The 19,645-nt window shown below is 61.0% G+C and carries 15 protein-coding genes and 1 riboswitch; of the genes, 8 read left to right on the top strand and 7 right to left on the bottom strand.

Translation table 11 applies throughout. The annotated features are described in order from the left end of the window. Nucleotides 1-206: 206 nt before the first annotated feature. The gene (locus tag ACQ4V8_RS04270) at nt 207-860 is read right to left on the bottom strand and encodes a PEP-CTERM sorting domain-containing protein (protein WP_128089336.1); all 654 of its coding nucleotides are present in this window, start codon (nt 858-860) and stop codon (nt 207-209) included. Between the two features lie 113 nt (nt 861-973). Then, nucleotides 974-4,483 (bottom strand): SdrD B-like domain-containing protein, encoded by a 3,510-nt coding sequence (locus ACQ4V8_RS04265; protein WP_436570964.1) that lies wholly within the window; start codon nt 4,481-4,483, stop codon nt 974-976. Nucleotides 4,484-4,867: 384 nt separating this feature from the next. On the opposite strand from ACQ4V8_RS04265, the gene ACQ4V8_RS04260 reads away from it, so the two are divergent. The 6 genes from ACQ4V8_RS04260 to ACQ4V8_RS04235 all read left to right on the top strand — a co-directional run bounded on the left by ACQ4V8_RS04260 (nt 4,868) and on the right by ACQ4V8_RS04235 (nt 12,528). Then, a complete protein-coding gene (locus tag ACQ4V8_RS04260; RefSeq protein WP_070347150.1) occupies nt 4,868-5,920 on the top strand; it encodes a hypothetical protein in 1,053 nt (350 codons plus the stop codon). Beyond that, nucleotides 5,917-7,617 carry a single-stranded-DNA-specific exonuclease RecJ gene (gene recJ, locus ACQ4V8_RS04255; RefSeq protein ID WP_436570963.1) on the top strand — a complete coding sequence of 567 codons (1,701 nt, stop codon included), beginning with the start codon at nt 5,917-5,919 and terminating at the stop codon, nt 7,615-7,617. The genes ACQ4V8_RS04260 and recJ overlap by 4 nt, the downstream gene beginning before the upstream one ends. A 463-nt stretch (nt 7,618-8,080) precedes the next feature. Further along, a riboswitch (cyclic di-GMP riboswitch) is annotated at nt 8,081-8,167 on the top strand. An 83-nt stretch (nt 8,168-8,250) separates the two neighbouring features. After that, complete coding sequence (locus tag ACQ4V8_RS04250; protein WP_436570962.1) at nt 8,251-10,869, top strand: putative Ig domain-containing protein; 2,619 nt, start codon at nt 8,251-8,253, stop codon at nt 10,867-10,869. A 140-nt stretch (nt 10,870-11,009) separates the two neighbouring features. After that, on the top strand, nt 11,010-11,447 hold the full coding sequence (locus tag ACQ4V8_RS04245; RefSeq protein WP_010398927.1) for an MbcA/ParS/Xre antitoxin family protein: 438 nt from the start codon (nt 11,010-11,012) through the stop codon (nt 11,445-11,447). A gap of 2 nt (nt 11,448-11,449) precedes the next feature. Continuing rightward, nucleotides 11,450-12,145 (top strand): RES family NAD+ phosphorylase, encoded by a 696-nt coding sequence (locus tag ACQ4V8_RS04240; protein ID WP_196856836.1) that lies wholly within the window; start codon nt 11,450-11,452, stop codon nt 12,143-12,145. 53 nt (nt 12,146-12,198) lie between these two features. Beyond that, nucleotides 12,199-12,528 carry a DUF2288 domain-containing protein gene (locus ACQ4V8_RS04235; RefSeq protein WP_010398930.1) on the top strand — a complete coding sequence of 110 codons (330 nt, stop codon included), beginning with the start codon at nt 12,199-12,201 and terminating at the stop codon, nt 12,526-12,528. Between the two features lie 177 nt (nt 12,529-12,705). Here ACQ4V8_RS04235 and ACQ4V8_RS04230 read toward each other — a convergent pair whose 3' ends face one another. The 4 genes from ACQ4V8_RS04230 to ACQ4V8_RS04215 all read right to left on the bottom strand — a co-directional run bounded on the left by ACQ4V8_RS04230 (nt 12,706) and on the right by ACQ4V8_RS04215 (nt 17,531). Further along, nucleotides 12,706-13,428 (bottom strand): ABC transporter ATP-binding protein, encoded by a 723-nt coding sequence (locus tag ACQ4V8_RS04230; RefSeq protein WP_010398932.1) that lies wholly within the window; start codon nt 13,426-13,428, stop codon nt 12,706-12,708. A gap of 10 nt (nt 13,429-13,438) precedes the next feature. Further along, on the bottom strand, nt 13,439-15,382 hold the full coding sequence (locus ACQ4V8_RS04225) for a branched-chain amino acid ABC transporter ATP-binding protein/permease (protein ID WP_436570961.1): 1,944 nt from the start codon (nt 15,380-15,382) through the stop codon (nt 13,439-13,441). A gap of 7 nt (nt 15,383-15,389) precedes the next feature. Next, nucleotides 15,390-16,280 carry a branched-chain amino acid ABC transporter permease gene (locus ACQ4V8_RS04220; protein ID WP_010398938.1) on the bottom strand — a complete coding sequence of 297 codons (891 nt, stop codon included), beginning with the start codon at nt 16,278-16,280 and terminating at the stop codon, nt 15,390-15,392. 93 nt (nt 16,281-16,373) lie between these two features. Next, on the bottom strand, nt 16,374-17,531 hold the full coding sequence (locus ACQ4V8_RS04215) for an ABC transporter substrate-binding protein (protein WP_010398941.1): 1,158 nt from the start codon (nt 17,529-17,531) through the stop codon (nt 16,374-16,376). A 368-nt stretch (nt 17,532-17,899) separates the two neighbouring features. Between ACQ4V8_RS04215 and ACQ4V8_RS04210 the strand changes: the two genes are divergently transcribed. Next, entirely contained in the window at nt 17,900-18,796 is an 897-nt protein-coding gene (locus tag ACQ4V8_RS04210; RefSeq protein ID WP_436570960.1) for a hypothetical protein, read from the top strand. A gap of 9 nt (nt 18,797-18,805) precedes the next feature. Then, nucleotides 18,806-19,213, top strand: a complete 408-nt coding sequence (locus ACQ4V8_RS04205) for a hypothetical protein (protein ID WP_010398946.1) — start codon at nt 18,806-18,808, stop codon at nt 19,211-19,213. Between the two features lie 14 nt (nt 19,214-19,227). Here ACQ4V8_RS04205 and ACQ4V8_RS04200 read toward each other — a convergent pair whose 3' ends face one another. After that, entirely contained in the window at nt 19,228-19,629 is a 402-nt protein-coding gene (locus tag ACQ4V8_RS04200) for a tetratricopeptide repeat protein (RefSeq protein ID WP_436570991.1), read from the bottom strand. Nucleotides 19,630-19,645: the final 16 nt, after the last annotated feature.

The raw sequence follows: 19,645 nt of genomic DNA, 5'->3' as shown, positions 1-19,645 counted from the left end.
AACTCAAATCCGATCTCAGGCAGTTGCAATGAACAGTGAGAAACTATTGTCAAGGTCGCGCAGTGCTAGCTTGCAGAAACATTGTGCCATAGTAATAACAGCTATTCAGAATAGTGTTGCGGAAAAATAAAAACTGCGGTGCGTCGTGACGGACGCACCGCAGCCGAAACTACTCAGTTGACTCAGTCAATACCGCTGCTAGCGATTTACGCTGCGCCAGCGTTGCGCCGGCGCGCCATGAAGCCCAGCAAGCCCAGGCCGGCGACCAACATGGCCCAGGTTTGCGCTTCCGGCACAGGCGACACGCTGAGCAAGGTTTGCGAGGCAGGATTAACGCTCGTCAGGCTGGTGTAGTTGTACAGGTTCTGGATGGCGCCATTGCCCGTCGCCACGCCCAGCATGCTGTTTGCCTGCATGACGACGGCATTGCTCAGGTTTCTGAAGCGCAGGCCGCCCGTTAGCAAGTTGGCATTGTCGTTATTCAATTCCCACAGGGCCAACTGGAAGGCGGCGGCGCTGTCGACGCTGGTGGATACATTTGCAATGGACGAAGCGTAGTAGCCCTCGTACAGGCGCTTCACGGAATCGCTGGCGGCAAAGGCGCTGCTGCTATAGTTATTTGCGCTGTTGCTCACTGCCACATTGGGATCGAGGCAGAAGGCCAGGAAGGTATTGCTGTCATACTTGACCTGCCACAAGGTAGGCGAGATGGCGCGGCCGGGGCCGAAGGCGCCACCGCTGGCCGTAAACAGGCTGACGCTATGCGAATCGACGACTTGCAGGTTGGACGCTGCCAGGGCGCTGCCGCTGGCGAGGGCGAAAACAGCGGCGGCGATACTGGCGCGGACGATCAGGTGCATGGATTTTTTCATTGTGTATTCTTTTCAAAGTGATTGGAAAGTGCCGGTGCCGCCTGGAAACGGGGGCGCCTGCACATATCAGACAGGCGGATATGGCCTGGCAAAACAGGACATCAGACAACCATTTCCTGGGGCTGTGCAGTGGTATGTGCCATGGCGCGGCGCAACACTTCAGCCATCTCGCACTGGGCCTGGGCGTCGACAGCCTGGGACACTGGCGCGGCAACGGTAGCGCCAGCCGCGCCCTGACCCAAGGCCTTGTCCAGCGCATGGTCGTCGCGCAGCAGGTCGGCCATGCTCGGCAAGGTGATGCCAGCCTTGGCCGCATCCTTGGAGTCGACGTTGAAATACACGTCCGTCATGTCGACCGATTTGCCGTTGACCAGGGTGGCGCTGCTGCGCTCCAGGTGCAGGTTGTCGTTGGCGTCGAGGAAAGGCAGTTCCGTGTAGGACACGGTCAGGCTGGCCACGCCGGCGTCATGCAGCGACATCAGCTCGCCGTCGTCCGTCACGCCATTGCTGTTGGCGTCGCGCCAGATGCGCAATTGCGCAAACTTGTCATCTTTCGCATCGACCACGCCGTCGCCGTTCGAGTCATAGCTGGACAGCTTGGCAAAACCCGTACCTTTCTCATTGCCGCCAAACAGTTCGGAGATATTGTCGATCTTGCCATTGCCGTTGTTGTCAATGGCCAGCAAGCCGTCGTCGGCGGAGACCCAGCCCGACTGGATGGCGCTGCCCGTGCCCAGCAAGTCGAAGCTGCCGTGGAAATCAGCGCGGGCGATAGTGTGCACGCCGTCGCCATTCAAGTCGATCACGATAGGCGTAATGGCGGCATCCCAGCTCATGTCGTTCTGGCCCGAAGCGAGCTTCAGCACATCCGTGGAAACCACGTTGGCATAGCTACCATTGCTGTTGACGTCCGAATCGATGTTGTCATTGCTACCCACATTCTTGGCGCCCCACTTCCAGCTATTCATGGCGTAACCAGCATGCATCACGTTGCTCTTGTCGAACTTCAGCGAATAGCTGCCAGGATCGAGGTTGCTAAACAGATAGTTGCCGGTGGCATTAGTGTAAGTGGTAGCCAGCAACACGCCGCTGCCCGAGTACAGCTGTACCTTGATGTTGGCGATGCCTGCCTCGTTGACATCCTGTACGCCGTCATGGTCGGCGTCGCGCCACACCTTGTCTCCCAGGCTGGCTTTGCGATAGATACCCGCGTCCCAGCTCATGTCGTTCTGGCCGGCAGCCAGGTTGATCAAGCCGGAACGGCCCGTGCTGGTATCGACGTCGGAATCGCTGGCGTCATTGCCGACATTCGCCTTGGTGTAATAAAAGCCCGATGGGCGAACGACTTCCACTTTATAGCCGCCGGCAATCAGCTTATCGAAAAGATATTCTCCGCTGGCGTTCGTCGTCGTCGTGCCGATGACTTGGTTGCTGGCGTTGAGCAAGTTAACTTTCACTCCAGCCACACCCAGCTCGCCCGCATCTTGCACGCCATTGTAATTACTGTCTTCCCACACGCGGTTGCCAATGCTGCCTGTGACAGGCGCGCGCTTGACCAGGCCAGCGTCCCATTCCAGCTGAACGTCGCCCGATTTCAGAGCGATCCAGCTGGTGGTGAGGCCGGTGGCCGGATCGACGTCGGAATCAGTGGCATAGCCGCCCACGTCCGGCTTGGTGAAAGTGTAGCCGGCTGGTGGCACGAAACCCAGGAAGTAGTTACCAGGCATCAAGTTGCTGAACAAGTAATTGCCACTGGCATCCGTGGTGGCGCTGGCCACCACGGTACCGGAGGCGTCGAACAGATTGACTTTCACGCCGCTCATACCCGCTTCGCCCGCATCCTGCGTGCCGTTACCGTTGGCGTCAAACCACACGCGGTCGCCAATAGCAGCCGTTTTGTACAAGCCCGCATCCAGGTCCTTGTAGTTCTGGCCGGCTGCAACCGTCACCAGAGCGCTCTGGCCTGCGGCATTGATGTCGCTGTCGAGCGCATCGTTGCCGCCCACATCCTTGACCGTGCTCAGATAGCCTGGCGGCGCGACGACGGCGATGGAATACGTGCCAGCATCGACGCTGAAATTGTAATAGCCGGTGGCATCCGTGACGGTCGAGCCGATCACGCTGCCAGCTGCATTTTTCAGCTGCACCGTGACGCCGCCGATGCCGGCTTCGCCCGCATCCTGCACGCCGTTCAAGTTGGCGTCATGCCAGACGCGGTCGCCCAAGGAAGCCGGCAGAGCCACGATGCCCGCATCGAGGCTATGGTTGCTGTCGCCGGAAGCGAGCAGCACTTGCGCCGTCTTGCCGTCGATGGCGCTGGCGTCGGAATCGCGCTGCTCATCGCCGCCCTGGTCTTGGCCAGTAAAGGCATAGCCGGCAGGCAGGCTGGTCTTGTCGAACTGGACACTGTAAGCGCCCGGTTTCAGATTCGTGAACAGGTAGTTGCCGTTCGCGTCCGTCACCAGCGGGCTGCCGACGGCATTGCCCGACGCATCGAGCAAGGTCACTTTCACGCCGGCCACGCCTGCTTCGCCCGCATCTTGCAAGCCATTCTTGTTGGCATCGAACCATACGCGGTCGCCCAGTTCGGCAGCGCGGTACAGGCCCGCATCGAGGCTCAAGTTGGTCTGGCCCGGTGCCAGGGTGACAGACGCCATCTTGCCGGCCGCATCAATATTGCTGTCCTTGGCCGTGTCGCCGCCCTGGTTCGCTACCGTCGGCACATAGCCGGCCGGCGCGACCACGGTCACCGAATACGTGCCCGGATTGACGTCGAAGTGGTAGCCACCGCTGGCGTCCGTCGTCGTGGTAGCGACCACGTTGCCGGCCGTATCCTTCAATTGCACCACCACATTGGCGATACCGGCCTCGCCCGCATCCTGCACGCCGTTGGCGTTCTTGTCTTCCCAGACGAAATCGCCCAGGTGCGCCATCGGCACCTTGAAGGTCAGGTAGTGCGGCGCCAGGCTCAGGTCTTGCGCGTTGCAGCCGGCAGTGCCGCCATCGTCACGCACCTTGAAGCCCAGGTCGAAATTGCCGGCGACCGTCTGGCTTGGCACAAAGACCAGGTTGCCTGCGCGGATGTCGTCGATGGAAATTTCCGTGCCCACCGTGACCGCCACGCCATTGAGCAATACCTGGCCGGCAGTGGTCGTGTTGGTAATGAGCACGGACTTGAAGTCGTTGTGTTCCACATCGTCGTGAAAACCAAAATCGCTTTCGCCGAGCACGACGCTGGAGCCATCGACCAGGTTGAACGTCTTGTCAGCCGCATCGGGCGCGTCGTTGACGGGATCGATGATCACTTGCAGTTCCAACTGGACGATATCGCCATTGCCTTTGTCGATCGTCACCTGGATGGTCGAGAAATTGCCATTGTAGTTGGCCGCCCAGTCGCCGGGCCGCACATAAACAGTGTCGGCGTCCAACATGCCGAACAGGGGCGTGTTGCTGGTCGATTCCGTATCATCGGGTAACAGGACGGTAAAATTCTTGATGTTCAGCTCACCTTGTACAGCGTAGCCGGCCTGTGTCAGCAAGTCGCGGATATCAAAGTTCTTGTTGATGTCTTCGCACACGTGAACCGTGGTCGACAGATTGTAGGTAGTCATGCGGCCTCCTGGCAATGCGCAGCGATGGCGCCAGGAGTGCAAATGTGAGAGGCCAGGGCGCAGTCAGCCCGGCTGCGCGAAGCAGCAAATGTATACATGGTGGGGGCTTCCAAAAAAGAGTCTTATTTAATCAATGAAGCCGGCAGCATCTTGTATACGGTTTGAGGGACACAGAAGCCAAACGACGCAACCATACAGCAGGGTATGATTGTTTTTACGACACTAAAGTTATTTCAATTATATCTACTATGCTTTCAAAAGAAAAATATTTTCCTTAAAAAATGATTGAATTCATATTATTTTGATGTTTTTTCGACACCCTCCTATTCGAGGAAGATGATCTAGCCCTACTCGGGCATGACCACAATCGCCTACAATCTGGGGATGAATCAACTTACCCTCGTCCTGCCCTGCGCCTTGCCCAATGCCGAACTGGCCGCCGACCTGCTCAAGGTCTTGCAGGCACCCGCCCTGGCGGCGCTGCTGTCGCGCACATCCGCTTGCAATTTGGAAACTTTTGACAACGCCAAGCGCCTGCTGCCGCACGAAGCGTGGCTGGCGCACGCCTTGGGCCTGGCGCCCGCAGCCAATGGCGAGGCGGCGCAAGCAGCCTTTGCCGCGCAAGCCATGCGCGGCTACGGCCTCGTGCCGGAACCTGGGGCGCGCTACTTCCTGCTGCATCCAGCCCACCTGGCCATCGCCCGCAGCCATATCAGCCTGGAAGATTTGCGCCAACTCAGGCTGAGCGAAGCCGATGGCCGCGCCCTGTTCGACAGTGCTGCCCCGTATTTCGACGAAATCGGCCAGCCCCTGGCGTACGGCGATGCGGGCACCTGGTTCATGCGCGCCGATGCCTGGAGCGACTTGCAGTGCGCCTCGCCGGACGCCGCCACCACGCAAGACCTGTCCGTCTGGATGCCGGAAGGCGAGCACGCGCGCGCTGCGCGCCGTCTGCAAAACGAAGTGCAGATGCTGTGGCATGAACACCCTGTCAACGCGGCGCGCGAGGAGCGCGGCTTGAAAGCCATCAACTCCTTCTGGATCTGGGGCGCCAGCGTCGCCACGGCGCCCGCGGAGCTTTGCGCCGCCAAGCTGCATACGCAGGACGCGCCCGGCTGGCTGGCAGCGCTGGCGGAACCGGCCCGGCGCGATGCCAGTCCAAACAGTGTGCTGGCCGAGCATGCCGACGCCGTCGTCGTGCTGGGCGGACTGATCGAGGCGGCGCAGGCGCAGGAATGGGGCATGTGGCTGCAACAGTTGCAATCACTGGAAGCGGACTGGTTCACGCCCCTGCTGGCGGCCGTAAAAGACGGCCGGCTTGGGCAACTGCGCCTGGTGCTGAGCCACCGCGATGCCTGGCTAGCTTGCAGCACCAGCAAGAATGCGCAACGCAAATTCTGGCGCGCGATGACCCTGAACAAATTGAAAACAACATGACCCGTACCCGCATCGCCACCCGCCCCTGTCCTTACCGCGAATCCGAACTGCTGCGCCAGGGCGGCATCCACCCGGTGCTGGCCCGCCTGTACGCCTCGCGTGGCTTGTCTGACGCCGCGGAACTGTCGAGCGAACTGGCGGCCCTGATGCCGCCATCGGGCTTGCTGCACATAGGCGCGGCCGGGGCCTTTCTGGCCGACGCAATTGCCGCCAAGAAACGCATGGTCATCGTCGCCGACTACGATTGCGACGGCGCCACCGCCTGCGCCGTGGCCATTCGCGGCTTGCGCGCCATGGGCGCCGACGTCGATTTCATCGTGCCCAACCGTTTTGAATACGGCTACGGCCTGACGCCGGAAATCGTCGAACTGACCGCGCGCGAAAAGTCGCCCGACATCATCATCACCGTCGACAACGGCATTGCCAGCATCGACGGCGTGGCCGAAGCGAACCGGCGCGGCATCGAAGTGGTCGTTACCGACCACCATTTGCCGGCCGACACCCTGCCCGACGCGGCCGTCATCGTCAATCCCAACCAGCCAGCCTGCGGTTTCCCCAGCAAACACCTGGCAGGCGTGGGCGTGGTGTTTTACGTCTTGCTGGCCCTGCGCGCAGAAATGCGACGACGCGGGATTTTCGATGCGCAAACGCAACCCAAGCTCGACAATCTGCTCGACCTGGTGGCGCTGGGCACGGTGGCCGACGTGGTACGCCTCGATACGAACAACCGCATCCTCGTCGCGCAAGGCTTGAAACGCATGCGCAAGGGCAATATGCACGCGGGCGTGGCCGCCCTGTTCCGCGTGGCGGGCCGCGAAGCGCGCAGCGCCACGCCGTTCGACCTGGGTTTTGCCCTGGGCCCGCGCCTGAATGCGGCCGGGCGCTTGCAAGACATGTCGCTGGGCATCGAATGCCTGATCACGGACGACGAAGCGCGGGCTTGGGCGCTGGCGCAGCAATTGAACGACATTAACCTGAAGCGCCGCGAAATCGAGGCGGAAATGCAGGATACCGCCCTGCTGCACCTCGATGCTTTCGAACCGGCCAACAGCAGCACCATCAGCGTCTTCGACGCATCCTGGCACCAGGGCGTGATCGGCATCGTCGCCTCGCGCCTGAAGGAAAAATTCTACCGCCCGACGATCACGTTTGCACCGGGCGCGGACGGCTGGATCAAGGGCTCGGGCCGGTCGATTCCCGGTTTCCACTTGCGCGACGCGCTCGACCTGGTGTCGAAACGGGCACCGAGCCTGATCGACAAGTTCGGCGGCCACGCCATGGCGGCAGGCCTGACCATCCGCGCCGAGGCCTTCGACGCGTTTTCCCAGGCCTTCGAAGCCGTGGGCCAGGCCTGGCTCAGCTCGCAACAGCTGGAACGGGTAGTGGAAACGGACGGCCCGCTGGAAGACGCGTATTACACGACGGCCTTCATCGAACTGATGGATGGCCAAGTATGGGGCCAGGGCTTCGCCCCGCCCGTCTTCTGCGATGAATTTCGCGTCGTCAGCCAGCGCATATTGAAAGAGCGCCATTTGAAGCTGCTGCTGGAAAAAAACGGCGTGCGCTTCGACGCCATCTGGTTTGGCCACACGGACGCCCTGGGCGAACGCACCAGGGTCGCCTTCCGCCTCGATGCGAATGAATACAATGGCACGACCAAAGTACAACTGATGGTGGAACACGCGGAACCTGTGTAGTGACACCTGACAGTATCTACTGCGCGTCGGTATAGGCCGCCTGCGATGCTTAGCGCACTAGAAGTACGGTTGCGCTTCTCGGCCACAAATCACTGCCGCTCGCCACGGCTTGCTCAGGTGCCCTGAGATTAGTCGCCTTGTTGCCATGCTGGCGGCCTGCCGCGCAGCGCCGTATCCAGGCATGGCGTTCGAGGATTGATGTATGAAAACAATATATTCGGTAAATTCATGAAATTACCAGGAAAGACAAGCACCGTTATCCGGGAGAAACACTGTTTCGCATCAATATCCCTCTGATAACCTTGCTTTTAATACTTAATCAAGCTGGCATTATTGCATTCAATAATGGGCAAATCCGCAACATTAAATTGCTAAAATAAAACTATTGATTGAAAATAGTTAACACTTATTTGGCGAATTCGCTAGAATTAATAAGGCATCAGGGAGTGTAGCGATGCATGATTAATTCTGAGGGCAAACCCGTCGAAAGACGGGGACGCAAAGCCACCGGCCTACCGCGCGCAAGCGCTATGGCAGCGGGGCTACCAATGCAGGGCTGACACCGCCAGTGCGCGGCACCATGCCTCGATGCGTTGTAGAAATGTGGCCCTCGCCAACCCGGAGAGTTTCGCCATGAAAAAAATCATCCCGCCACATCGCCGCCACGCTCGGCTGCTGCTGGGCGCCACTGCTGCCCTCCTGCTGGGCGCTTGCGGCCCAGGGCAGGAAACATCGACCCCGCCCGCCGCCGTCGCCACGGCTGCGACACAGTTTAGTGTTGAAGTGCCAGTCATCCCCGCCGATGTCGGGGCGCTGGTGGTGCAACCGATGTTCCATGCGGCCCCGATGCTGCTCGATGCGCCTGACGGGCGCGACAGCGCCAACAGCAGCGGCTCGGCCCGCTGGCGGCCGCACTTGCAGCGAGTGCCCGGCGCCATGCAGGAAATGAGCACGCGCCGTTTGACGGCGCAAACAATTGTCGCCTCGGAACAGGTGGCGCAAGAAGTTGCGCCACTGCTGGACGGCGGCGCAAGCGACATTGCCGCGCCCCTGGCCGGCAGCAGTGTGGTGGCTACCTATTCCCCCGCGCAAATCCGCGCCGCCTACGACTTGCCCGCCCTGCCTGCGGCGGGCACGGCACTGACGCCGGCCCAGGCGGCACAGCTGGGCGCGGGGCAGACGATCTACATCGTCAACGCCATGCATAACCCGAACGCGGCCGCCGAACTGGCCCTCTTCAACCAAAAGTTCGGCTTGCCCGGCTGCACCAGCAAAGTCATCGCCACCAATGCCACCCTGCCATTGCCGCCTGCCTCGACCAGTGGCTGTGAATTTTCCATCGTCTACAACACGCCAGCGAGCACCATGACGGCTACCGCGCCCGCCTATAATTCGGGTTGGGCCATGGAAATCGCGCTCGACGTGCAATGGGCGCATGCCACGGCGCCGCTGGCGCGCATCGTGCTGATCGAGGCACCCGACGCTTCGGTCAACAGCCTGCTGGGCGGCGTGCGCCTGGCCAACCTGATGGGACCAGGCGTCGTGTCGATGAGCTTTGGCGCCGCCGAAGGCAACTGGACCGCTGCCGTCGACAGCGCCTTCACGGGCAAGAACATGACTTACCTGGCTGCCACGGGCGACTCGGGCAACGGCGTCTCCTGGCCGTCCGTGTCGCCCAATGTGCTGGCCGTGGGCGGCACTACGCTCAGCTACAGCGGCAGCGGCGTGCGCAGCGAAACGGCCTGGTCCGGCACGGGCGGCGGCATCAGCGCCTATACGCCATTGCCAAGCTACCAGACGGCCAACGTACCCGGCCTGAGCAATCTGTTGCGGCGCAACGTGGCCGACGTGGCCTTCAATGCCGACCCGGCCACGGGCCAGTACACGGCAGTGATGACACCGGGCAGCAGCACCGCCAGCTGGCTCAGCGTTGGCGGCACCAGCCTGTCCACTCCGCAATGGGCCGGCCTGGTCGCCATCGCCAACGCCAACCGCGCGCTGCAAGCGAAGACGGCGCTCGGCTTGGCGCACACCATGCTGTACGGCCAGATCGCCACCATACCGGGCACCTTTGCCAGCAGCTTTGCCGATATCACGCGCGGCAGCAACGGTACTTGCGGCGCATGCACGGCCAGGGTCGGCTATGACCCGCTCGGTGGCCTGGGTACGCCCAACGTGAAAAACCTGCTGGCCAGCCTGTCGGGAAGCCAGATCGCGCCAACCGCCCCCGTGGTGGCGCCGGCCAGCATCAGTGGCACGGCCGGCAAGCCGCTGTCCTTCACCGTCTCGGCCAGCGCATCGAACCCCCTCAGCTATACCATGCTGGGCGCGCCGACCGGCATGAGCATCGCCGCCACGGGCGTGGTCAGCTGGGCCGCGCCGTTGGCGGGCACGTATGCCGTCACCATAGTAGCCAAGGATACCGTCAGCGGCCTCAGTGGCCAGGGCGCATACAGCATCGTCATCGCGCCCATCGCACCGCCTGTCGTTGCCGCCGGCGCCATCGCGGGCAAGGTGGGCACGGCGCTGGCGTTCAATGTCAGCGCCACGGCCGCCAATCCCGTCGGCTACGCGCTGAGCGGCGCACCGGCCGGCATGAGCATCAGCAGCGCAGGGCTGGTGAGCTGGGCCGCCCCCGTGGCCGGCACCTACACCGTCACCGTGACGGCCACGGACAGCAAGACCGGCTTGAGTGGCAAGGGCATTTATACGGTGGCCATCGCCGCACCGCTGCCACCGGTAGTGAGCGTCGCCAGCGTCAGCGGCAAGCCCGGCGTGGCCCTGTCGTTCACCGCCACGACGGTAGCGCCCAACGCCGTCACCTATAGCCTGTCGGGCGCGCCGTCCGGCATGACCGTCAACGCCGCCGGCGTCGTCAGCTGGGCCAACCCCGTGCTGGGCAGCTACAACGTCACCGTCATCGCCAAAGATAGCAAGACGGGATTGACGGGCCAGGCCGTGGCTGCGGTAAAAATCGCCGCCGCCGGCCCCACCATCAGCGCCGCTGCCATGACGGGCGTGGCGGGCAAGTCATTAAGCGGCAGCATCGTGCTGACAGCACCCGGCGCGAACGCGCTGCAGATCTCGATCAGCGGCGCGCCGCTGGGCATGCAATTTTCCATGAGCGGCTTGACGATCACCGCCACCTGGCCGCAACCGGTGACCGGCAACTACGCCTTGAAAGTGGTGGCGCGGGACAATAACGGCTTGACGGCGCAGCTGACCGTGCCGGTGACTATCACGGCAAAATAAGCTGGCGCGGGACACCTGCCAACGGGGCGCAGCGGGAGACACATCCTGCTGCGCCCCGTTTTTCTTGCGCGCCGCCTTTGCAACGAATCCAGAAAAGGAGTATAAATGGTCCATAATCAGAGTTTTACACAAGGAATGCCATGCATCTCGCCTACGCCTACCCCAAGAGCCGCTTCGAGCCGGCCGTGCTCGTCGACCTGAATGCCAAAGCTGAACGCGAGCGCTTGTCGCAAGCGGCACTGAAAGGGTTTTTCAAGCTGGCCATCGCCTGGAAGTTGCGCGACGACGAGGCGCGCGAATTGCTGGGTGGCCTGTCGAGCAGCGCCTATTACGAGTGGAAGAAGCAGCCGGACCGCGTGCTGGAAGTGGACCGCATCACACGCATTTCCTATTTGCTCGGCATCTACAAGGCCTTGCACATCCTGTACGGCGACAAGCTGGCCGACGAATGGGTAAGTTTGCCCAACAAAAACGCCATCTTTGGCGGCCGCACGCCGCTGTCACAGATGCTGGCCGGCGGCTTGCTGGCCATGCAGACGGTGCGCAAGCTGCTCGACGCGCGCCGCGGAGGCCTGTAAGCATGCCCGCCGCGCAGGCGCACCTGCCGCCGCTGGCCGCCTTGCGCCAGATCGACACCTGCCGTTTGATTCCCTCGCGCTTCGCCGACATGGAAGACTCCGTGCTGGCGCCCCTGGCCGAGGACGACAATCATCTGCGCGAGTTGTTTGAACTCGATAACGCGACCAATGCGCGCCTGGTGGCCGAGTACGGCGGCGCACCAGGAATTGGCGTGGACGAGCTGGTTTTTGGCGTACCGCACTTTCGCATCATCAACGCCGCTTACACCTACGCCCGCCCGGAAGGGGCGCGTTTCAACGATGGCGAGCGCGGTGCCTGGTATTGCGCCTTCGACATGCCAACGGCGCTGGCCGAGATCATTTTCCACAAGACCGTGGAATACCAGGAAATCGACTATTTCGACGATAGCGTCAGCTACCAGGCGCTGCTGGCCGATTTTTCCGCCAGCTTCCACGACCTGCGCGGCCAACCCCGCTACCAGGCTTGCCTTGACCCGGCCAGCTACATCGCCTCGCAAGAGCTGGCCGCCATCCTGCTCGAAGCGGGCTCCATGGGCGTGATCTTCCCCAGCGTCCGCCACGCCAGCGGCACCAACCTGGCTTGCTTCCGCCCTGCCCTGGTAGGCAATGTTCGCAAAGGCGCCGTCTATCGGTTAACATGGCAGGGTACGCCGACGCCACGCGTGGAAGCCGCATAAGGCAAGCCAAGCGCGCGCAACGGCACCCGAGTCACCGCTACTTGATATACCGCATGCAAACCAATCCTGAAAAAGACACCGAACTACGCCTCAAAGTCAACAGCGAAACGGCCCGCCTGGCCTGGAGCGAACTGGAAAAGCACTTCGCCCAAGGCAATGTCGTCTGGGTCGCCAATGAGCTCGACCTGGTCGAAGTGGCCGTGCGCATTTCGCACGACGACAAGACCACCATCACGCAATGGATGGTCGATGGCAAAGTGGCCAAGGTGTCGGACCAGCAAGCGCTGGACTGGCAAGCGGCCGACGCGGCCCTGTGGGCGGTCGTCGTCAGCCCGTTCATTTTGGTGCAGCAGGAAAAGCCCACCAAACCCACCAAACACTAAGGGCCACGCCACCACATTGCGTCGACGCTGCAAATTGAACTCGTGTTGCAATGGGCGGGGTAAAAATCATCCTCCTGCACGGCAAGAAACAGAAGCGCGTAGCGTAGCGGATTGACAATGTGCAGCGTAGCGCATTGTCAATACACTTCAACGCACCTCAACGCACCTCAACGCGCGTCAGTGCCCGCCGCCCAAGTAAGCGGCGATCACCTTCGGATCGTTCTTCAAACTCTGGGCCGGGCCATGCACGGAAATGCTGCCGTTTTCCAGCACGTAGCCGTAATCGGCCACGTTCAGGGCGGCGGCGGCGAATTGCTCCACCAGCAGCATGGTCACGCCTTCGGCTTTCAGGCGCGTGATGATGCGGAAGACTTCCTCCACCAGAATGGGTGCCAGGCCCATGGATGGCTCGTCGAGCAAGATCACTTCCGGATTCAGCATCACGGCGCGGGCCATGGCCAGCATCTGCTGCTCGCCACCCGAAAGCGTGCCGGCCAGCTGGTCGCGCCGTTCCTTCAGGCGGGGGAACAGCTCCAGGGCCTTGTCCAGGTCTCCCTTGATGTCGCCCTTCGGGCGCGCCCGCGTAAAGCGGGGAAAGGCGCCCAGCAGCAGGTTATCGGTTACTGACATGGAGGCGAATACGCGCCGCCCTTCCGGCGAGTGGGCCAGGCCGGCACGCGCGATGCGGTGCGAGTCTAGCCCCGTGACATCGTTGCCGCCCAGCGTAACGGTGCCCGATTTGGGTTTCAGCATGCCGGAAATGGCGCGCATGGTAGTGGTCTTGCCGGCGCCGTTCGAGCCGATCAGGGTCACCAGCTTGCCCTTCGGGACCTCGAACGAAATACCGTGCAGGACTTCGACTTTGCCGTAGGCGGCGTGCAGATTATGAATGCTCAGCATGGTCTTCCTCTCAGTGCGCCGCAGGGCTCAGGGTGTCGGCGCTGCCGCCAAGATAGGCTTCGATCACTTTCGGATCGCTCTGGACAAGCGCGGGTGCGCCTTCGGCAATCTTCTGGCCGAAGTCCAGCACCGTCACCACGTCCGACAGCGCCATCACCACGTCCATGTGGTGCTCGATCAGGATGATGGTGATGCCGTGCTCGCGGATCTTGCGGATGATGGCCATCAACTCCTTGATGTCGGGCGCCGTCAGGCCCGCCGCCGGTTCATCGAGCAGCAGCAGGCGCGGATTGAGGCCCAGCGCGCGGCCGATTTCCAGCAGCCGCTGCTTGCCATACGGCAAATTGCGCGCCTCTTCGTTAGCCAGGTCAGCCAGACCGACGAATTCGAGGATGCTGGCGGCGCGCTCGCGCGCGGCCTTCTCTTCACGTTTGTAGCGCGGCGTGTGCAGCATCACCTCCAGCACATTCGATTTGAAGGTATTGTGCAAACCCACCAGCACATTCTCGGTGGCCGTCATCTCGCCGAACAGTTGCACGTTCTGAAAAGTGCGCGCCACGCCACCCACGGCGATTTCGGACGGCGTGCGCCCGGAAATCACGGCGCCGGCAAATTCCACCCTGCCCGCCGTCGGCTTGTAGATCCCCGTCAGCACATTCATCATCGTGCTCTTGCCCGAGCCATTGGGCCCGATCAAGCCGTGCACGGAGCCCTGCGTGACGTTCAAGTCCACCTGGTTGAGCGCTTTCAAGCCGCCGAACTGCATCAGCGCCCGGTCCACGCGCAGCAGCGTTTCGCCACGCTGGCCGCCTTGGGCATGGTCAAAAGGCGCCACGCCATGCGAGGCGACGGCCAGCACATGACGCCGGCCCTTGCTCACAAAACTCATCAAAAAGCCGACGATGCCGTCCTGCAGATAGTAGACGACAAATAAGATCATCAAGCCGAAGATGGTCAGGCGCCAGTCGACCATGTTATCGAGCTTGTACGAGTAGGCGGCCAGGCCGATGGTGGCGACCAGGGGCACGAGCACGCCGCGCACGGTGGAACGCTTTTTCGCCAGCATGAAGATGGAACCGATCACGCCCAGCACGGCGGCGGCGACGGCGATCTTGCGAAATAGTTCGATGTCCGCCAGCAAACTGGGCAGCATGACGACGATCAAGGCGCCGATCAAGGCGCCCGAGCGCGTCTTGCGACCGCCCATGATGACGGCGAGCAGGAACAATATCGTCAGCTCGAAGTTATAGGTATTGGGCGAGATGTACTCTTCCGAATACGCATACAGGCTGCCGGCCAGGCCGGCGAAACCGGCGCTGATGACGAAGGCGTACACCTTGTAGCGATACACGGACACGCCCATGCAGTCCGAGGCGATGGGACTGTCGCGCAGCGCCTCGAAGGCGCGCCCCAGGTTCGACTTCAAGATACGGTGCACGAGCACCAGCGAGATCACCATCAGCGCGGCGACCATGTAGTAATACTCCACTTCGCTCAATTTGTGGCCGAACAGTACGGGTTTGTGGATCTTGATGCCCATCGGCCCCTCTGTCAGGAAGCTCATCTCGTTGATCAGAATTTGCACGATGGTGCCGAAGGCCAGTGTCACCATGGCCAGGTAGGGACCCGTTACGCGCAAGGCCGGCAAGGCCAGGATGGCGCCAAACGCGGCCGCGCCGACGATGCTGGCGGGGATGGCCAGCCAGAACGACAAGCCCAGCTTGAACACCAGCACGCCCGTGACGTACGAACCGATACCGAACAAGCCCGCGTGGCCCAGCGACACCTGGCCCGTGTAGCCGACGACGATATCGAGGCCAAACAGCAAGATGGCGTAGATCAGAATGGTCTCGGCCAAGTGGATATAGTAAGGGTTCGGGATAAGGATGGGAAACAGCACGAGCGCGGCCAGGCCCGCCGCACTCAGCGCCAGCATAGTGATTTTCTGGTTCATATGATCCTCAGACTTTCTTGATCGCGGCTTTGCCGAACAGGCCCGATGGCTTGACTGCCAGCACCAGCAGCAACAGCAGCAGGCCTGGCACTTCCTTGTAGCCAGTGGAGATGTAATAGCCGGTGGTCGTCTCGGCGATGCCCAGTATCAGGCCACCGACGATGGCACCCACGCCCGAAGTCAGCCCGCCGATAATGGCCACGGCAAACGCTTTCAAGCCCAGCGAGGCGCCCATGGTGGCCCCAGTCAAGGTCAACGGCGCCACCAGCACGCCCGCAAAGGCGGCCGTGGCCGACGACAGCGCGTAGGAAAAAGTGATGACCATGCCCGTATTGATGCCCATCAGACCGGCCGCGTCGCGGTCATTGGCTGTCGCCACTACAGCCTTGCCGTAAATGGATTTGCGGTTGAATACTTCGACGGCCAGCATGATGGCCAGCGCGCCGACGATAACGGCCACCTGCATCTGCTGCACATTGGCGCCAAACACCTGGAACGGCGCGGCCGACAACGGCGACGGGAACATCAGATCATCCTTGCCCCAGATATTTTCTGCCACGTTCTTGAAAATGATGGCCAGGGCGATGGTCGACATGATCCAGCCGAATTCGGACTTGATCTTGATGGCGGGCCGCACGCCTATCCATTCGACGAACACGCCCTGCAAGGCGCCGAAGACGATGACGATGGGGATCATCAGCAAATAGCTCATGTAGGGGCCGCCGTGAATGGTGCCCACCAGCGAGAGGCCCACCAGCGCGCCCAGCATCAGAGATTCGCCCTGGCCGAAATTGAGGGTGCCGGAAGTGGCAAAGGTCAGCTGATAGCCGAAGGCAATGACGGCATAAATCATGCCCAGCGCAATGCCGCTGAAGACGAGCTGCAGGAAGATTTCCATGGTATTCCCCGGAAGACGAAAGATGAAAAAATGGCCAGTCCTGATTCCTCAAGGCTGGCCATTGCGCGGCTAGATCGTTGGAATTAGCCGAACTTATTTGGCAAGGACGACCTTGCCGTCATTGACTTCGCCAAACACGGTCAAGTCGGCCGTGATCGCTTCATGGTTGGTCTTGCTGAACGGCTTGTTGTAGGTGGTGACGGCGCCTTCCACTTTTTCATTCAGGTTTTCCAGCGCGGCGCGCACTTTCGGGCCATCCGTGCCACCCGCCTGCGTGATGGCGGCAGCCAGCAGATAAATGGAATCATAGCCTTGCGCGGCAGAGACGGCCGACGGCATGCGTCCGCCCGATGGCTTGTAGGTGGCCACATAGGCGTCGATAAAGGCCTTGCGTTTCGGTGTGCTGGCATCCTGGATGAAGGTTTGCGGCATGCGCGTGCCATTGCCGTTCTTGCCGGCGTTATCGATGAAATTGCCCATGGCCAGGGTCCAGCTGCCGATCAGCGGCACTTTCCAGCCGAGTTTTTCCATGCCATTGGCGATCTGCGCCAGTTCCGGGCCGATGCCGTAGGTCAGCACCACTTCCGCGCCCGCCTGCTTGGCTTTGAGCAGCTGGGCCGTCATGTCGACATCCTTGATGTTGTATTTTTCAACGACAACGGCCTTGATGCCCTTCTTGTCCAGCGCCTTTTCCAGGTCTTCTCGACCCAGCTGGCCATAATTGGTGGAGTCGGCCAGGATCGCCACTTTCTTGAACTTGCGGTTCTCGATCGCCTCGTGCACGATCATGCCGGACTGAATAGTGTCATTGGCCGCGTTGCGGAAGATATAGTTTTCCGGCTGGTCGGCGAATTGCTTGGTGACGATGGAGCCCGTCGCCACATTGTTCATGACGGGGATTTTCGCTTCCTGGTAAAAGCGCTGCGAAGCGAGGGCCACGCCGGTATTAATGTAGCCGACAGTGGCGGCAACCTTTTCCTTGTTGATCAGTTCCTGGGCGATTTGCACACCGCGTTCATTCTTGGCTTCGTCGTCGCGCTCGATCAGCAGCAGCGAGCGCCCCAAGACGCCGCCCTTGGCATTGATTTCAGCGACGGCCAGCTTGACGCCGTCGCGCATCGAAACGCCCATCGGCGCGGAACCACCGGTGAACGGACCGGACACGCCGATCTTGATGGGGTCGGCTGCGACTGCCGCCTGCGAGAAACCCAAAACCAAACTTGCCACGAGCAATTTCTGTTTCAAATTCATTCTCATCTCCTCTGATACAACATTTTTAAAGCCACATATTTTTATAGTCGTACGCTGGATAACCGCCCCATCGATAAATCATTGTAGGTTAGTAAACATGCACCAGCAACAACTACATATGACGCGTCGCAACATGTGTAAGACGCCCAATTGCTTGGTCTATTGTCAGTCTTCTGTAAGGAAAATATGAAGCAAACCCAAAATGACTTGACCAGCGAGGAGAAAGGCGAGTGTCGATCTCCGGTAAAACACGCTCCACCTCGCCCGCTTGATCCGCCGCAAAGCCGAGCCGTCGTTGACTGCTAAGGTGAGGCATCTCCCTGCATCCGCACGGGTCTCTCCAGCACCACCACCTGCATGGAGGCATCATGCCGCTACCCCTGAGAAGATCGCTTGCCCTTTCCCTCGCTGCACTGCTGCTCAGTATGTTCAGCGGTTGCGCCAGCTTCACATCCGTCGACAACTTTGCACGGACGGGCCAGCAAATGACCGTCACCTTTCCCCCCATCGCCAACGCCACCGTAGACAGCTGCATCAACAACGAGTTGCGCAGGAACCTGATTTCCACCGACGGCTTCGACCCTGCAGCCGCCGAGCAACAGGCTAGGCGCGGCTGTGACAAGATCGCCGATTCGAATCAAAAAATACTACGCCTGAACGATGTCCTGGCGCGCTACGCTCAAGCCCTGCAAGTTCTGAGTGGCGGCAAGGTGGCCCACTACCATGATCAGTTTTCCGGCCTCGGCGAAGCCCTGGGCAGCATCCCGGTTCCCGGCAGCGACAAGCCGCTGCTCGACCCGGGGCAGGTAAGCCTCATCATGAAACTGAGCGAACAACTGAGCCGTTTGCTGACGCAGGACATGCAGAAATCAGCCATCAACGAACTACTCGCCCAGCAAGAGGCCATCGCCGCCATCACCAATGCGCTCAATACCTATGTGCAGACGGTGTACCGCGACAGGATCGCGATCGAACGGCGCGACAGCGGCGTCTTGCAAATGGCCCTGCATGAAACGGCACGCGCAGAGCCGCTGGCGACGAATTACGTCAGGGTCCGACTGTATCGCGACGAGAAGCAGCTAGGCGAACGCGCAAAAATTCCCGATAGCTATGCAAGGGCCGTCAAAGCCTTTCAAGACAACCTTGAGAGCCTACGCAAATCACACGACGACAGCGCACAGCTGCAACAGCAATTGAAGGAGTTCTCCCGGCGCGTCGATGAACTGAAACTCCAGGTGGCCTTCCTTGCACCTGTAAACTGGTAGGAGGACATCATGGCAACGATCAACAAACAGGCCACCTTGAAGGCATTAGAAATCGCCAATAACCTGTCCGAGATTTCCACCTTGCTGCTGGCGTGGCGGATCAAGGGGCGCAGAACGCTGAGCACTGAGGAAAAAGGGGAATTGAAGGAACTCGAAGATCACCTCAATGAACTGGTGGCCAGCTTCCAGGCGCACGGCATCGACATGATCGCAGATGGAGCACAAGATGCCGCCAGGCAGGCCGACCAGGCGATCGATACCGCCAATACGGCGCTGGAGAAAATTAAGACCGTCAAGCATGCGATTGACGTCACCGCGGCCGTCGTCAGTGTTGCGGCGACCTTGCTGTCAAAAGACGTCATGGGCGTGATCGGCGCAACGAAAGACCTTCAGGCGTTGGTCAAGGCTAGCGGTTAATCAAAACGACGCCATCAAGGCTCCTGCCCCCGGTGCCCCATCGCATGCTCAGCCATCCTGAAAAGCAACGCTGACTGTGCCTCGCTGCGCTCATAGCCCATCGTCCCGTCTTTCGTGACGATGGCTTTTTGCATCAAGGCTTCCGGGTACTCCTGCGCGCAAGCCGCATCGAGCCAATGGCGAGCCTGCGTTTCATCTATGGTCTGGAGCAGGTTCGCCAGGATAAACATCGCAGGCGCCACGCCACGCTGGGCAGCCAGTGCCAGCCAGGATATGGCGGACGCCGTATCCAGCGGCCCGCCCAAGCCATTCTTGTGCATCAGGCCAAGATAATAGGCGGCGGGCCCGCTGCCCTGTTGCGCCGCAACTTTGAACAGCGCGCGCGCCTGCGGCTGGCTTGCCACAGCGCCGCGCATCAAGGCCTTGGCCTGA

Origin of the sequence: Janthinobacterium paucivorans, from assembly GCF_051380805.1 — a bacterium.
Lineage (GTDB): Bacteria > Pseudomonadota > Gammaproteobacteria > Burkholderiales > Burkholderiaceae_D > Janthinobacterium > Janthinobacterium lividum_D.
The sequence above is the reverse complement of the archived record's forward strand: the minus strand, read 5'-3'. Positions and strand labels throughout refer to the sequence as shown.

What these genes read in the sequence shown, in the direction of transcription:
- ACQ4V8_RS04225 (WP_436570961.1), bottom strand. Translation starts at nt 15,382, where the DNA reads ATGAACCAGAAAATCACTATGCTGGCGCTGAGTGCGGCGGGCCTGGCC.
- ACQ4V8_RS04260 (WP_070347150.1), top strand. Translation starts at nt 4,868, where the DNA reads ATGAATCAACTTACCCTCGTCCTGCCCTGCGCCTTGCCCAATGCCGAA.
- ACQ4V8_RS04230 (WP_010398932.1), bottom strand. Translation starts at nt 13,428, where the DNA reads ATGCTGAGCATTCATAATCTGCACGCCGCCTACGGCAAAGTCGAAGTC.
- recJ (WP_436570963.1), top strand. Translation starts at nt 5,917, where the DNA reads ATGACCCGTACCCGCATCGCCACCCGCCCCTGTCCTTACCGCGAATCC.
- ACQ4V8_RS04210 (WP_436570960.1), top strand. Translation starts at nt 17,900, where the DNA reads ATGCCGCTACCCCTGAGAAGATCGCTTGCCCTTTCCCTCGCTGCACTG.
- ACQ4V8_RS04245 (WP_010398927.1), top strand. Translation starts at nt 11,010, where the DNA reads ATGCATCTCGCCTACGCCTACCCCAAGAGCCGCTTCGAGCCGGCCGTG.
- ACQ4V8_RS04250 (WP_436570962.1), top strand. Translation starts at nt 8,251, where the DNA reads ATGAAAAAAATCATCCCGCCACATCGCCGCCACGCTCGGCTGCTGCTG.
- ACQ4V8_RS04240 (WP_196856836.1), top strand. Translation starts at nt 11,450, where the DNA reads ATGCCCGCCGCGCAGGCGCACCTGCCGCCGCTGGCCGCCTTGCGCCAG.
- ACQ4V8_RS04215 (WP_010398941.1), bottom strand. Translation starts at nt 17,531, where the DNA reads ATGAATTTGAAACAGAAATTGCTCGTGGCAAGTTTGGTTTTGGGTTTC.
- ACQ4V8_RS04205 (WP_010398946.1), top strand. Translation starts at nt 18,806, where the DNA reads ATGGCAACGATCAACAAACAGGCCACCTTGAAGGCATTAGAAATCGCC.
- ACQ4V8_RS04220 (WP_010398938.1), bottom strand. Translation starts at nt 16,280, where the DNA reads ATGGAAATCTTCCTGCAGCTCGTCTTCAGCGGCATTGCGCTGGGCATG.
- ACQ4V8_RS04200 (WP_436570991.1), bottom strand. Translation starts at nt 19,629, where the DNA reads ATGCGCGGCGCTGTGGCAAGCCAGCCGCAGGCGCGCGCGCTGTTCAAA.
- ACQ4V8_RS04265 (WP_436570964.1), bottom strand. Translation starts at nt 4,483, where the DNA reads ATGACTACCTACAATCTGTCGACCACGGTTCACGTGTGCGAAGACATC.
- ACQ4V8_RS04270 (WP_128089336.1), bottom strand. Translation starts at nt 860, where the DNA reads ATGCACCTGATCGTCCGCGCCAGTATCGCCGCCGCTGTTTTCGCCCTC.
- ACQ4V8_RS04235 (WP_010398930.1), top strand. Translation starts at nt 12,199, where the DNA reads ATGCAAACCAATCCTGAAAAAGACACCGAACTACGCCTCAAAGTCAAC.